At 64.0% G+C, this 13772-nt stretch carries 14 protein-coding genes; 11 read left to right on the top strand and 3 right to left on the bottom strand.

From position 1 onward, the window contains the following. Positions 1-248 precede the first annotated feature (248 nt). The 10 genes from V1277_RS34400 to gmk all read left to right on the top strand — a co-directional run bounded on the left by V1277_RS34400 (position 249) and on the right by gmk (position 9471). Positions 249-956: a TetR/AcrR family transcriptional regulator C-terminal domain-containing protein gene (locus V1277_RS34400; protein WP_334420159.1), complete on the top strand. Its 708-nt coding sequence runs from the start codon at positions 249-251 to the stop codon at positions 954-956. Next, a complete protein-coding gene (locus tag V1277_RS34395; RefSeq protein ID WP_334420158.1) occupies positions 953-1978 on the top strand; it encodes a fatty acid desaturase family protein in 1026 nt (341 codons plus the stop codon). The genes V1277_RS34400 and V1277_RS34395 overlap by 4 nt, the downstream gene beginning before the upstream one ends. Positions 1979-2031: 53 nt before the next feature. After that, complete coding sequence (locus V1277_RS34390; RefSeq protein ID WP_334420157.1) at positions 2032-2658, top strand: LysE family translocator; 627 nt, start codon at positions 2032-2034, stop codon at positions 2656-2658. A gap of 112 nt (positions 2659-2770) precedes the next feature. After that, positions 2771-3724 carry an ACP S-malonyltransferase gene (gene fabD / locus V1277_RS34385; RefSeq protein ID WP_334420156.1) on the top strand — a complete coding sequence of 318 codons (954 nt, stop codon included), beginning with the start codon at positions 2771-2773 and terminating at the stop codon, positions 3722-3724. A 22-nt stretch (positions 3725-3746) separates the two neighbouring features. Next, positions 3747-4484, top strand: coding sequence for a 3-oxoacyl-[acyl-carrier-protein] reductase (fabG, locus tag V1277_RS34380; protein WP_065745066.1), 738 nt, complete (start codon positions 3747-3749; stop codon positions 4482-4484). Between the two features lie 303 nt (positions 4485-4787). Beyond that, complete coding sequence (locus V1277_RS34375; protein ID WP_008969609.1) at positions 4788-5027, top strand: acyl carrier protein; 240 nt, start codon at positions 4788-4790, stop codon at positions 5025-5027. A gap of 96 nt (positions 5028-5123) precedes the next feature. Next, entirely contained in the window at positions 5124-6389 is a 1266-nt protein-coding gene (fabF, locus tag V1277_RS34370; RefSeq protein WP_334420155.1) for a beta-ketoacyl-ACP synthase II, read from the top strand. A gap of 126 nt (positions 6390-6515) precedes the next feature. Then, on the top strand, positions 6516-7799 hold the full coding sequence (gene mltG, locus V1277_RS34365; protein ID WP_334420154.1) for an endolytic transglycosylase MltG: 1284 nt from the start codon (positions 6516-6518) through the stop codon (positions 7797-7799). Positions 7800-7926: 127 nt separating this feature from the next. Beyond that, on the top strand, positions 7927-8814 hold the full coding sequence (locus V1277_RS34360) for a YicC/YloC family endoribonuclease (RefSeq protein WP_334420153.1): 888 nt from the start codon (positions 7927-7929) through the stop codon (positions 8812-8814). A 3-nt stretch (positions 8815-8817) separates the two neighbouring features. Next, positions 8818-9471 carry a guanylate kinase gene (gmk, locus tag V1277_RS34355; RefSeq protein WP_334420151.1) on the top strand — a complete coding sequence of 218 codons (654 nt, stop codon included), beginning with the start codon at positions 8818-8820 and terminating at the stop codon, positions 9469-9471. An 18-nt stretch (positions 9472-9489) separates the two neighbouring features. Here gmk and V1277_RS34350 read toward each other — a convergent pair whose 3' ends face one another. Then, the gene (locus V1277_RS34350; RefSeq protein WP_334420149.1) at positions 9490-10599 is read right to left on the bottom strand and encodes a hypothetical protein; all 1110 of its coding nucleotides are present in this window, start codon (positions 10597-10599) and stop codon (positions 9490-9492) included. Between the two features lie 154 nt (positions 10600-10753). On the opposite strand from V1277_RS34350, the gene V1277_RS34345 reads away from it, so the two are divergent. Beyond that, on the top strand, positions 10754-11281 hold the full coding sequence (locus tag V1277_RS34345; protein ID WP_334420147.1) for a hypothetical protein: 528 nt from the start codon (positions 10754-10756) through the stop codon (positions 11279-11281). A gap of 57 nt (positions 11282-11338) precedes the next feature. Here V1277_RS34345 and V1277_RS34340 read toward each other — a convergent pair whose 3' ends face one another. Both V1277_RS34340 and V1277_RS34335 read right to left on the bottom strand, forming a co-directional pair. Beyond that, positions 11339-11842, bottom strand: a complete 504-nt coding sequence (locus tag V1277_RS34340) for a hypothetical protein (protein ID WP_334420146.1) — start codon at positions 11840-11842, stop codon at positions 11339-11341. A 34-nt stretch (positions 11843-11876) separates the two neighbouring features. After that, complete coding sequence (locus tag V1277_RS34335; RefSeq protein ID WP_442894613.1) at positions 11877-13229, bottom strand: caspase family protein; 1353 nt, start codon at positions 13227-13229, stop codon at positions 11877-11879. Positions 13230-13772 lie beyond the last annotated feature (543 nt).

Raw genomic sequence — 13772 nt, 5'->3', positions numbered from 1 at the left:
ACGGGACGACGGGCCGACTGGCCCTGCCACATCAATAACGCCTGCAAAGGTGAGATTGCTGAGACCGTCCGTTCAGCTCCCGGCCGGGATCCACGGATGCGCGGTTTATAAGGATTTTCAGCGTGCTGGCAAGGCTTCTTGAGCAGGCCTGAAAGGGTCCTGGCGTCAGCACGGGGAGGCGGTAGGCCCAATGAATGGTTGACGTATTTGTTTGTACGTCATACAAATAACGGATCGGAGGGCAAGCGATGGCTCCAAAGTCCGTCCAGACAGCGCCAAAAACGCCCAGCGATCCCAAGCACGCCGCCCGCGCCACGCGTACGGCCGGGCGCCAGATGCGCTCGCGGCTGCTCGACGGCGCCAGCCGGCTGTTCAAGGAGCAGGGCCTCGCCGGAACGTCGATCTCGGACATCGCGGCGGCGGCCGACGCCTTTCCGAGCCAAATCACCTACTACTTCCGCACCAAGGAAGCCCTGTTCGTCGAAGCTGCCTGCCGCGATATGCTGTACGTGGCGCGTGCGGCCGAGGAGGCCGCGTTGCAGGCCCGTACGCCGCGCGACTACACGCGCGCGCTGGTCGAGACCGTCACGGCGACGGATTCGGTCGCCTTCTTCACCGAAGCCCTGACGCTCACCCGCCGCCGCCAGGATCTCGCGCCGCTGGTGGAACGCACCATCGAGCGGCTGCACGGCGAGGGGATGCGCGCCTATGCCGGCCAGATCGAGCGGCACGGCTGGAAAAGCCTGCGCGATCCCGACGCGAGCTCACGGCGATTCTGGGCGCTGGCCATCGGCGTGATGGTGGAGGGCTACGCCATGGGCCGTTCGGCCGAGGAATTGTGCAGCGAGATGCTGCGCGTGCTGGGCGATCAGGCCACGACAACATCCGCGGCCGACAGCGCTAGGCTGCGCCTGGTTGCCGACAACGATAAACCCGACGGGGAGACATCAGCATGACCGCGCTTCGCATGCGTGCCCGCGACTTTCTGACCGAAGATCAACTGGTCGCCGTGCGCCAGCGTGTGACGTGGAAGGGGGCAGCCCTGATCGCACATGCGTGGGCGCTGATATTGGGTTCGATTGCGCTGGTGGCGTGGTGGCCCAATCCACTGACCTTTCTGCTAGCGGTCGGCATCATCGGCTCGCGCCAGCTCGGGCTTGCGATCCTGATGCATGACGGGGCGCATGGATGCCTGTCGGCCAACGAGAAAATCAACCTGACGCTCAGCCAATGGTTCTGCGCCTATCCGATCTTCGCCGAGACCCGCGCCTATCGGCGTTATCATCTGCAACATCATGCGCGCACCCAGCAGGACGACGATCCCGACCTGATTTTGTCGGCGCCATTCCCGATCACCAAGATGAGCTACCGCCGCAAATTCTTCCGCGATATCACTGGGCAGACCGGCTATCAGCAGCGCAAGGCGCAATTGTTGAACGCGCTTGGCCCAAAGGAATGGCCGCTTGCGCAACGCGCCGCGCATTTCTGGGAAAAGCTCGGCCCGCAATTTGCGGCCAACGCGGTGTTGTTTGCCGGCCTCGCCGCCGCCGGCATATGGTGGGCCTATCCGCTATTGTGGCTATTGCCGCTGCTCACCTGGCAGATGGTCATCACCCGCATTCGCAACATCGCTGAACACGCCGTCGTTCCCGATTCAAGCGATCCCTTGCGCAACACCCGCACGACGCGCGCGGGTTTTCTCGAGCGGTTGTTCATTGCACCGTATTACGTCAACTACCACCTCGAGCATCATCTGTTGTTCTACGTGCCCTGCTACAACCTGCCGCGCGTCCACCGCATCCTTTCTGAAAGCCGATATGCGGATCGGATGGAAGTACAGCCGAGCTACGCCGCCGTGCTGCGGCTCGCGACCGCCAGGCCCGACCACGAGGACCGGCCCGGCAAGCTTGTCAGCAGCGTACGCCGCGCGCGGGCCGGCGCCGAAGTCGGTGGCGACCAGGCGGCGGGCGGCTTCTAGTGCGGTGATCGACCGTGGTGTAGCTTCCGTCGGCGACCAAGCGGAGCCAACCAATGATCGATCCGGCCACATTGATTACGTATGTTGCGGTTGTGCTTGGCTTTGTGTTCATTCCGGGCCCCGCGACGCTTCTCACGGTTGCGCGGGCAACGAGTTCGGGCACGACGGTCGGCATCGCCACGGGTGCCGGGATCGCGGCCGGCGACATGATTCACACCTTTATGGCGATCGTCGGCATCTCGGCGATCATTGCCGCTTCGGCAATGCTGTTCAGCATCATCAAGTACCTCGGCGCGGCCTATCTGGTTTACCTCGGCATCCGCGCCGTCCTCGAAAGGACGCCAGCAAATCTCGCGACCGGCGCACTGCCGATTTCAGCAGGAAAGGCATTTCGGCAAGCGATTTTGGCCGAGGTGCTAAACCCGAAGACGGCGCTTTTCTTCCTCGCGTTTCTCCCCCAGTTCGTACGGCCCGAAAATGGTTCGGTCATGCTTCAGCTCACGGTTCTGGGAATCATCTTCGTTTTATTGGGGTTCGTCAGTACGGCGGTTTTTGCAGTAGGCGCCGGAGGTCTCGGGGCCTTCCTCCGCCGCAATCCTGCTGTTCTGAAATGGCAGGGGAAGGCAATCGGCGGTCTCTACTGCGCTTTGGGTATCCGGCTGGCGCTGCAAGAACGCTGATCCGCTCTTGCCCATTGATGACCCCGGCAACGGCCTGGCGATACCGCACCGCGGCTTGACATCCCGGCCCGCGTCAGTGTCTTACGGCCCCAATCTTACGAGGGAGCACCGGATGACGGCTGCATTTACATTTCCGGGGCAGGGTTCCCAGGCGGTCGGCATGGGCAAGGCCCTGGCGGAGGCCTTTCCGGCCGCGCGGGCGGTGTTCGACGAGGTTGATTCGGCGCTCGGCGAAAAGCTGACCGCGATCATCTGGGATGGCCCGGCCGAAACCCTCCAGCTCACTGAAAATGCCCAGCCGGCCCTGATGGCGGTTTCGATTGCCACGCTGCGCGTGCTGGAGACCGAAGCGGGCTTTTCCGTCGGGCGGGATGCGGCCTTTGTCGCCGGCCATTCGCTCGGCGAATATTCCGCGCTGGCCGCGGCCGGCAGCCTCAGCATCAGCGATACCGCCCGCCTGCTGCGCACCCGTGGTCTTGCAATGCAAAAGGCGGTGCCGGTCGGCGCCGGCGCGATGGCGGCACTGCTCGGGCTCGACTATGAGGCGGCAATGGCCGTCGCCAACGAAGCCGCGCAAGGGCAGGTCTGCCAGGCCGCCAACGACAATGGCGGCGGGCAGGTGGTGGTGTCCGGCGACAAGGCGGCTGTCGACCGCGCCGTGGAAATCGCCAAAGCCAAAGGCGCCAAGCGTGCAATGCTGCTGCCGGTCTCCGCGCCATTCCATTGCAAGCTGATGCAGCCCGCCGCCGATGCGATGGCAGAGGCGCTTGCAGGTGTGACGATCAAGGCGCCGGCCTCGCCGCTGGTGGCGAACGTGCTGGCCGCGCCGATCACCGATCCCGACGAGATTCGCCGCCGCCTGATCGAGCAGGTCACCGGCACCGTGCGCTGGCGCGAGTCGGTGGCCTACATGGCAGCGCACGGCGTCACGCGGTTCTTCGAAATCGGTGCCGGCAAGGTGCTGAGCGGGCTGGTCAAGCGGATCGCCGACGGCGCGGTCGGCGTGGCGATCGGGGGACCCAACGATATTGCCGCCGCGAAGGACGCATTGGCGGCGTCGGCCTAAAAGCTCCCGGAAGGAGACATTGATGTTCGATTTAACTGGCAGGACGGCGCTGGTGACCGGCGCGACCGGCGGCATCGGCGGTGCGATCGCGCAGGCGTTGCATGGTCAGGGCGCGACGGTCGCAATTTCCGGCACGCGTCGAGAGGTGCTGGATTCGTTTGCCGGCAAGCTTGGCGAACGCGTCCACGTGCTGCCGTGCAACCTTTCCGACAGCGCGGAGGTCGAGGCGCTGGTGCCGGCGGCGGAAGCCGCGATGGGGCAGGTCGATATCCTGATCGCCAATGCGGGCATTACGCGCGACAATCTTTTCGTCCAGTTGCGTGACGAGGATTGGGACGACGTCATCAACGTCAACCTGACTGCGACCTTCCGTCTTGCCCGCGCCGCAACCAAACTGATGATGCGCAAACGCTTCGGCCGGATCATAGCGATCACCTCGATCGTCGGCGTGACCGGCAACCCCGGCCAGGCCAACTACACCGCGTCAAAGGCTGGAATCATCGGCCTGATCAAGACGCTGGGCGCGGAGTACGCCAAGCGCAACGTGACCGCCAATTGCATCGCGCCGGGATTTATCAAGACGCCGATGACCGACGCGCTCAACGACAAGCAGCGCGAGACCATCCTGGCGAAGGTTCCTGCGGCGCGGCTGGGGACACCGGAGGACATCGCGGCGGCAGCCGTCTATCTCGCCTCCAACGAGGCGGCCTATGTCACCGGCCAGACGATTCACGTCAACGGTGGAATGGCCATGATTTGAGCGAGTTATTGCCCCGATCTATGCGGCCAAAGGCCGTTGTCCGGGGCGGGTGAGGCTTGTAGTCAAGGCTTGGGAAGTATGGTAACCGAACCCCCGACGGATGGGCAAACAAGGCCATTGCAGGATTTTGAAACCCTGTATATTGGCGTGGCGACGCCTGCCGTTCGCCGGGGCTTTGTCGGCTACCACCGGGCCGAATCAAGACTATGCGCGATAGCGAAGGAAGTTTAACGACCACGATAGCTCGTAGCGTCTCTGTAGCGTCTTGGGGTCGGGTCCAATAGAACAAGCACGAGGTTAAAGATGAGTGAGATTGGCGAGCGGGTTAAGAAGATTGTGGTCGAACACCTCGGTGTTGAACCCGATAAGGTTGTCGACAACGCAAGTTTCATCGACGACCTCGGCGCCGACAGCCTCGACACCGTCGAGCTTGTGATGGCATTTGAAGAAGAGTTCGGCTGTGAGATCCCCGATGACGCCGCTGAGACGATTTTGACCGTCGGCGACGCGACGAAGTTTCTCGAGAAGAACGCTAAAAGCTGACGTCCCGGGCGGGTAGAGACAGAGCCGGACGGGCCGTCATCAAACGGTCCCCCGGTTTCTTGTTTTGGGCCATCGGTTTCGGGCTGGAGTTTTGACATGAGACGGGTTGTCGTCACGGGGCTGGGCATGGTTACGCCGCTCGGCTGCGGCGTTGACACAACGTGGGCGCGTATCATCAACGGCCAGAGCGGCGCCAAGAAGATCGACACGTTCGAAGTCGCTGATCTCGCCAGCCAGATCGCCTGTGTGATTCCGCGTGGCGACGGTTCTGATGGTACTTTCAATCCCGACCAGTGGATGGAGCCAAAGGAACAGCGCAAGGTCGACGACTTCATCATCTTTGCGATGGCTGCGGCACGCCAGGCGCTCGACGACGCCAACTGGCATCCGGCGACCGAAGAAGACAAATGCGCCAGCGGCACCCTGATCGGTTCGGGGATCGGGGGCCTGTCCGGCATCGCCGAGACGTCGCTGCTGCTAAAGGAACGCGGGCCGCGCAGGGTGTCGCCGTTCTTCATTCCGGGGCGGCTGATCAATCTCGCTTCCGGTTATGTATCGATCGAGCATGGCCTCAAGGGCCCCAATCATTCCGTGGTCACGGCCTGTTCGACCGGCGCGCATGCGATCGGCGATGGTGCCCGCCTCATTGCGCTCGGCGACGCCGACGTGATGGTCGCGGGCGGCACGGAATCGCCGATCTGCCGGCTGGGGATGGCCGGATTCTGCGCGGCGCGCGCGCTCTCGACCGGCTTCAACGACGCGCCGCAAAAGGCCTCGCGGCCCTACGACAAGGACCGCGACGGATTCGTGATGGGCGAAGGCGCCGGCGTCGTGGTGCTCGAGGAATATGAGCACGCGAAAAAGCGCGGTGCGCGAATCTATTGCGAAGTGATCGGCTATGGCCTGTCGGGCGACGCCTATCACATCACCTCGCCGTCGCCGGATGGCGATGGCGGCTTCCGCAGTATGAGCGCGGCGCTCAAGCGCGCCGGCATCGCCGTATCGGATATCGACTACATCAACGCCCACGGAACTTCGACGCAGATCGGCGACGAGATCGAACTCGGTGCGGTGGAGCGGCTGCTCGGCAACGCCGCCTCCAAGGTGTCGATGTCGTCGACCAAGTCGTCGACCGGGCACCTGCTCGGCGCTGCCGGTGCGATCGAGGCCATTTTCAGTATTCTTGCGATTCGCGATAACATTGCTCCACCCACCATCAATTTGGAAAATCCGTCGGTGCAAACGGCGATCGATCTGGTGCCGCAGACCGCGCGCAAGCGCGAGATTAACGTCGCGCTGTCGAATTCCTTCGGTTTCGGGGGGACCAACGCCTCCGTGATCGTTCGGCGGCTGGCCGACTAACAAGTGTTTAGAACGACTCCACCGTTTTGCCGTATTCGGCGATGATTTCTACATGCGGGCGTATGCTATCGGCTGGGCAAGGGATTGCCGAGTCGCGATTGAACCGACAGGATTCAGGTTGCATCGATGAGTGAGAGGCCGCCCATTTCACCACGAAGCCCGCGCGCTGCGTTGGAGCCCGAGCAGGTGCCGCCGCCGCCGAAGCGGTCGGAGCGCGCCCGCAATCCATTCGTGGTGGTCGGCAATGCCATCTTCACTCTCCTGATCATTCTGATGATCGGGGTGGGAGCGGTGTACTATTACGGCAGACAAATCCTGGAGACGCCCGGCCCGCTGAAGGAAGACAAGATCGTCAACATTCCCTCGCGTGCCGGAAAGCGCGACATCGCCGACGCGCTGCTGCGCGAAGGTGTGATCAACGTCAATCCCTGGGTATTCATCGGCGGCGTATTTGCGCTGAAGGCGAGCTCCGACCTCAAGCCCGGCGAATATTCCTTCCAGAAGAGCGCCAGCCTGCGCGACGTCATCGCCACCATCGTCGAGGGCAAGGTGGTGCAGCACGCCGTCACGATTCCGGAGGGTCTGACCTCCGAGCAAATCGTGACGCGACTCCTCGACAACGACATCTTCGCCGGCTCGGTGCGGGAAATACCTCGCGAAGGCACGTTGCTGCCCGAAACCTACAAGTTTCCGCGCGGCACCACGCGCGAGCAGGTGATCCAGCGCATGCAGCAGACCCAGAAGCGGGTGCTCGGGGAAATCTGGGAGCGCCGCAATCCGGACGTCCCGGTCAGGTCGTTGGATCAGCTCATCACGCTGGCCTCCATCATCGAGAAGGAAACCGGCCGGGCCGACGAGCGCAGCCGCGTGGCGGCGGTATTCGCCAATCGCCTGCGGCAAAGAATCAAGCTGCAGTCGGATCCGACGATCATCTACGGCCTGGTCGGCGGCAAGGGAACGCTGGGCCGGCCTATCAAGCGCTCCGAGATTACGCAGCCGTCGCCCTACAACACCTATGTGGTCGATGGTTTGCCGCCCGGGCCGATCGCCAATCCGGGCCGTGCGTCGCTCGAAGCTGCCGCCAACCCGGCACGCACGCGCGACCTGTTCTTCGTGGCTGATGGAACGGGTGGGCACGCCTTTACCGAGACCTACGACCAGCACCAGAAGAACGTCGCCAAGCTGCGTGCGCTGGAAAAACAGATTCAGAACGACACTGTCGAACCATCGGAGGACCTGCCGCCGCCGACGGCGGCCGGAGCACCGGCCGATACCAATCCAACCGCGACGACGCCGCGGCCGGCAGCGCCGGCTAAAAGGCCGCCGGCCCGTCCTCCGGCACCTGCAACCGCGCCGGCCCGCCAGGGCGCCGCGCAATCGACCACGACGCCGCCGGTGGTTCAGCGCTGACGCCCGCCGGTCGAGAAGGCGTTCCAGGCTGCAGCCGGAACGCAATTCCACTTTGGCGGAAATCGGCTTATGGTCCCGCCGTTCATTTCGAGTCTCGAAATCCCTGTCTTTTGGAGAGTGTTACGCGATGGCGCTATCGAGCATGACCGGTTTTGCCCGGAGCCACGGCGCCAGCGGCCCCTACACGTTCGAATGGGAACTGAAGTCCGTCAACGCCAAGGGCTTTGACCTGCGTCTGCGCCTGCCGCCCGGTTGGGACGAACTCGAGGCCTTTGCCAAGAAACGCGCCGGCGAGGTGCTGTCGCGGGGCACGGTGTACGCCAACCTCAACGTCAAGCGCGCCAACGCGGTCTCGACCGTGCGCATCAATGAAGACGTGCTCTCCTCGATCGTGAAGGTCGCGGGCGTGCTCGCCGGCAAGATCGACGCGGTGGCGCCCAGCATCGACGGACTGCTCGGCATCAAGGGCGTCATCGAGGTGGTCGAACCCGAAAGCGACGAGGCGGAGGACAAGGCGGCAAAGGATGCGGCGGCGGCCGCCTTCGAGCAGGCGCTTGGCCATCTCGTCGAGATGCGCCGCCGCGAGGGCGTGACGCTCGGGAAAATCCTGATCCAGCGCATGGACGAAATCGAGAGGTTGACGAAAAAGGCCGAGGCCGCGCCCGGCCGCAAGCCGGAGGCGATCAGGGCGCGGCTGGCCGAACAGATCACAGCGCTGCTGGAAACGTCCGAACGCTTCGATCCTGACCGGCTCAATCAGGAAGCCATTCTGATTGCGACCAAGGCCGACATTCGCGAAGAGCTCGACCGCATCGCCTCGCATGTCGCGCAGGCGCGCGAGATGATCGGCAAGGGCGGACCGGTCGGGCGGCGGCTCGACTTCCTCGCCCAGGAATTCAACCGCGAGGTCAACACCTGCTGCTCCAAATCGAACGATCTGGAATTGACCCAGACCGGGCTCGAGATGAAAAACGTGGTCGAGCAATTCCGCGAGCAGGTCCAGAATCTGGAGTGACCGATGACGGCTGGTGGTTTCGACGGAGTTGAACGGCGCGGGCTGATGTTCGTGCTCTCCTCGCCCTCGGGCGCGGGCAAAACCACGCTGTCGCGCCTTCTGATCGAGCGGATGCCGGGTTTGAAAATGTCGGTATCCGCCACCACGCGGCCGATGCGGCCGGGTGAAGTCGATGGCCGTGATTATTTCTTCGTCGACAAGCCCAGGTTCGAAGCGATGGTCGCGCAGGGCGAATTGCTGGAGTGGGCGACCGTGTTCGACAACCGCTACGGCACGCCGCGTGCGCTGGTCGAGGCCGCCTTGTCGGCCGGGCAGGACGTGCTGTTCGACATTGACTGGCAGGGCACGCAGCAATTGCGGGAAAAGGCCCGCGCCGACGTCGTCAGCGTATTTATCCTGCCACCCTCGGCAGCCGACCTCGAGAAACGGCTGCACACGCGTGCGCAGGATTCCGACGAGGTCATTCGCGGGCGCATGAGCCGCGCCACCCATGAACTCAGTCACTGGGCGGAATACGACTATATCGTCGTCAACCAGAACGTCGATGACGCGTTCGCCGAAGTGCAGTCGATCCTCAAGGCCGAGCGGCTCAAGCGCGAGCGCCGCACCGGCCTGACCGAGTTCGTTCGCAAGCTGCAGCGCCAGTTGGAAAAATAACTGCCGCGTAGGCTTCGGTTACGTCTGCGCGCTGCGGGCGAGCCGGGCCAGCATTTCCGTAACCTGCTGATCGCGCTCTCGCTCCTGAGGGACGTGTGCTCGTTCCTGCGGTGCCCGCACTTGCTCCTGGGGTACGCGCACTCGTTCTTGCGGCACGCGTACGCGTTCCTGGGGTACACGGGCGCGCTCTTGCGGCACGCGGGGCCGCTCCTTGGGCACGCGGGTATGCTGCACAGCGCCGGTGCGCCGCAGCCGGGCGTCTTCATCGTGGAACACCGGCGGCGCGGGACGTTTGGTGCGGGCGGCATCCCACATCGCGCGCCGTTTGCGGCGCATGGCGCGGCGCGCCCGCATGCGCCCGATCCTGACGATCGCGCTGACCGTGAGGCCGGCCAGCGCGAGCGCGGCCGCCATCACCAAAAGCAGCTTCTGCAGTGAGGCCGTCGGCTTTACCGCCGCCGGTTCTGCCGCGAGAGGCGCAACCTGATCTGCTGCGGGCTGCTGCACTTCATCAGCCTGCGGCGGCTGGTTTGCGGGCGTGGCGGCGGCAGCGACTTGGAGATTGGCCGGATTGGTCGAAGCGCTCGCGGCGGGCGCGTCGTTCCACCGCATCGTCGCCAGCGGCGCTGGTGCCAGCACGTTCGGCATGGTTGCGCGTGGGCCGTTCTGATCGGCGGACGCAGGCCCTGCGCCAGCCGTTCGCGACTCGGCTTTGGCGGGCGGATTTGGTTCGGCGCGGTTTTGCTGGGCAACCCATTCGGCGCGCGCGTCGTCGAACGACTTGCGCGTCTCGGTTTGCTGCGGCACTTCGGCCGAAGACCCCGCCGGCGCCGACTGCGGCGGCGCGGCACGCGCGAACTTGTCGTCGGCCTTCTCGTTCTCCTCGCGCAGATACCAGCATTGACGTTTTGTCGTGCGGTCGATGCGATAGTACCAATGGCTGCCCGAGGGGGTGGCCCCCTTCGGCGCGGATAGGCAGTTGTCTGCCGCGGCCTGGTTCGCTCGCGTGCCGGCTTCCGCTACCTGCTCGGCCGACCGCGCCCGGAGATCCGTCACGGTGGCCAGATTTGTACCTGCCACAATGCTGGCAAGGAGAGCCGGGGCGAATTTCACGGAACGGTACGACATCTACATCCCCGGCAACGCTACGCTACACGACGCTTGATGCCCCCAATCTGGTCAGAGACTTGGGTCGCAATGAGCCGCAATTTCGGAGCGGATGGGGTATAATTGCGGCTTGCGCGCCGCCTCACATGTGGCGGGCTAACCTCATGAAAAATATGTGGAAAACAACGGCCTTTCTGCTGGCGGGAAGCGTTATTGTTTAGAAGCTGTCCAGCGTCCGGTGCATCCGTCAGATCGGACGAATGAACCGGAGCCGCTGCGGCCTGAAAAACGGCCGGTGCTGGTCCAACTCAAACCCTGGACCGATCCGCCGCTCCGCGTGGAGCCATTGGGGCTGACTGACCCGGAGCTCAGGTCGCCCGAAATCCTGCCGCCGGAGATGACAAATCTCTCGGTGCTGCTGCCGCAAGGCGTGCCCACGGCGACGGCAACCCATGAGCCATCGAAGTCGCCGCCGCCACCTCCGCCGTTTTTTCGCGACGCGCGGCGCGGCTCTTCCGCTTCAGGCTTGTTGCGTCGCGCAGGCTTTGAAGATTCGACCGCGCGCGGCGTCTCGCGTGAACCGGACAGCGACTTCTCGTCATTGCCGATGCTGCCTCCGGCGCTGCCGGACTGCGCCACGGCCGCGCCGCTTGTGACGGCCGAGATCGCGAGCGAGAGGAGGCCAATTCCGATCGAATGTTGAGCCGGGTACTTCATAATCAAGTCTTCCAATATTTCCCGGCTGTGGTGAGCAGCCGCGCTATTGCTTCGACGCCGTCCATGTCCCGGTGCAGCCATCCGATTGCCGGAACGTCCCGCCGCCGCTGCGACCGGACAGGCGGCCCGTGGTGATGACCGTAATGCCGTTGCCGCTCGAGGTGCCGTACACCCGGCCCTCGGGACTGACGGTGCCTCGGGCGTTCTGACCGATGATCTTGCCGCTGGTGACGATGACCGCGTTGCTGCTGGTGCCCTGACAGGTGACGCCGCGGGAGTGGACGACCCAGGCGCCATCAAAACTGTTGCCGCCGCCTCCGCCGCTCTTGCGTCCGGCGCGGCGCGGCTCATCTGTATCGGATTGGTTACGTCGCGAGGATTCAGCCTGTCGCGGCGCTTCGCGCGAACCGGACAGCGATTTTTCATCGTTGCCGATGCTGCCGCCGGCACTACCGGATTGCGCGTGCGCGAGGCCATGCCCGAACGCGAGCGTGATCAATATCGCGAGGAAGACGGTCCGGTTCAAACGTCGGGCGGCGTTTAGCATCAGCAGGTTAATCCAATATCGCGAACAACAAATTTCAGCGGCCCGAGCCATCGGCACAGACCGCACCAATAATCCGGCAAGATTTGCCAGTCTTGCCGCACTCGGCAAGCGCGGCCTCCCTGGCGCGCTGAACGGTATCGCGCTGGACCAGCGACCAGGATTTTCCCGAGATCGCAAACGCGCCGCAGCGCGAGCCGTAGAAGCTCAACTCGATCGGACATTTGCTGCTGCCGCAATTCTGGAGCGCGTCGTCGATCGCCGCCCGCCGCGAAGAATGATTCCAGGACATTCCCCATTTGTCGCTCTCGGGTCCGTAGACGATCGAGCCCCACGGCTTCAAGTCTTCCATCTTGCGCAGCCGCGTCAGCACGCCTTCGGTGGCTTCACCGGTCGGCGTCATCCTGGCCTTCTCCTGAAACTTGCTGATCGCGAGCCGCATGCCGTTCTTGCTGTCGAGCGGCTCCGGATCGTAATTGAGCTCGAACAGGCGGTCGCTCAATTCGCGCAGCAGCATGGGATCCTTGATCGGAATGCGATCGGGATCGCGGCGCAGCGTCGAGGCCAGCGGTTCGGGCTGCGGCGCGACCGCGACCTGTTGCGGTGCCGGGGCAGGGGGCACGAAATAGAAATTGCCGTCGATCGGCGAGGACGACACCCAGGGCTGTTGCGATCCGCCGGTCTGGCGTTTCACGGCGAGGCCGACCTGGTTGAAGGTCTGGAAGATGTCGAGCCCGGCCTGCTTGATCGTCGCGGCCAGCGCCTTGGTATAGGGGCTGTGGCCGTCGGTGCCGTCCTGCGCAATATTGCCGGGCTGCGTCGCGTAGGAGATCAGCGTCCCCTCCGGCGCGCGCATCTGCGCGAGACCACCGTCGGAGGCGCGCAATCCGCGCGCGCCGAACGGATTGTTTCGGCAGGCATCGAGGATCACCATGTTGAGGCGCGTGCCCGAGCCTTGCATCTGGCGCAGCACGAGGTTGACGTCCACCATCTGGAAATCGACGTCGGCCTCGCGCGTCGGATTGGCGCTGACCGGAACGAGATAGTTCGAGCCGGAGACCTGCACGCCATGCCCCGCGTAATAGAACAGCGCGACGTCGGCGCCCTGCACTTGGCGGCCGAAATTCTGCACGGCGATGTCCATCGCCGGCTTGTCGAGATCGAGCTGGGCGCGGCCACCGATCAGCGTGAAGCCGAGGCTTGCGAGCGTCTCGGCCATTAGCGCCGCATCGTTGCGCGGGTTCTCGAGCCGGGTGACATTTTGATAGGTGGAGTTGCCGATCACAAGCGCGACGCGCTTTTCGGCGGCGGCAGGCGCGGTCTGGGTGAGCGCCAGCAATGACGCCAGCGCTGCGATTTTCCAGATCTTCCCGCCCAAAGCCCCGCACATCATTAATAAAAACCCATAATGAAATGACGGCAGATTATCAGGCAGCGCGCGCTGCGAAAAGCGGTCCGGCGTCGCAAGCAGGGGCAGGGAGGGCCGCGTTACGCCGGTGCTCGGATACGTATGGTTGTATTCGACAGAGGCGGCCAACGCTGGATGTGACATTGCGATCTCGCGGCGCGCAGCGCCCGAAGTTATGCGATCTGCGATGCCCTCTTAAGATAGAGGGCGCAGGGAAAGCCGGGTGCCCATGACACCCGCAGTCGTGCGCAAGAATGCACACGGTGGACCGCAGGTGCGCCGGATCACCCGGCTTTCCCTGCGCAGTGGTTTTAACGGCTTATGCCGCGATCTCCCCGGAGCCGAATTCCTCTGGCCTCCGTCGCCGACGGATTGGCGATTGATCGAAGGCCCGGTTGGGCCCGACAATCTCCATCGGCTTGACACCAGCAACGGGTGCCAGGACCGCGCGGTTTTGCCGTCCGCAGCTTCCTCGGCCGAAGCGCTTCAACCGGCCCGTATGCTGCCGGAAGAAGTTTTGGCCGA

The organism is Bradyrhizobium sp. AZCC 1588 (assembly GCF_036924735.1).
Classification (GTDB): domain Bacteria; phylum Pseudomonadota; class Alphaproteobacteria; order Rhizobiales; family Xanthobacteraceae; genus Bradyrhizobium.
The sequence above is the reverse complement of the archived record's forward strand: the minus strand, read 5'-3'. Positions and strand labels throughout refer to the sequence as shown.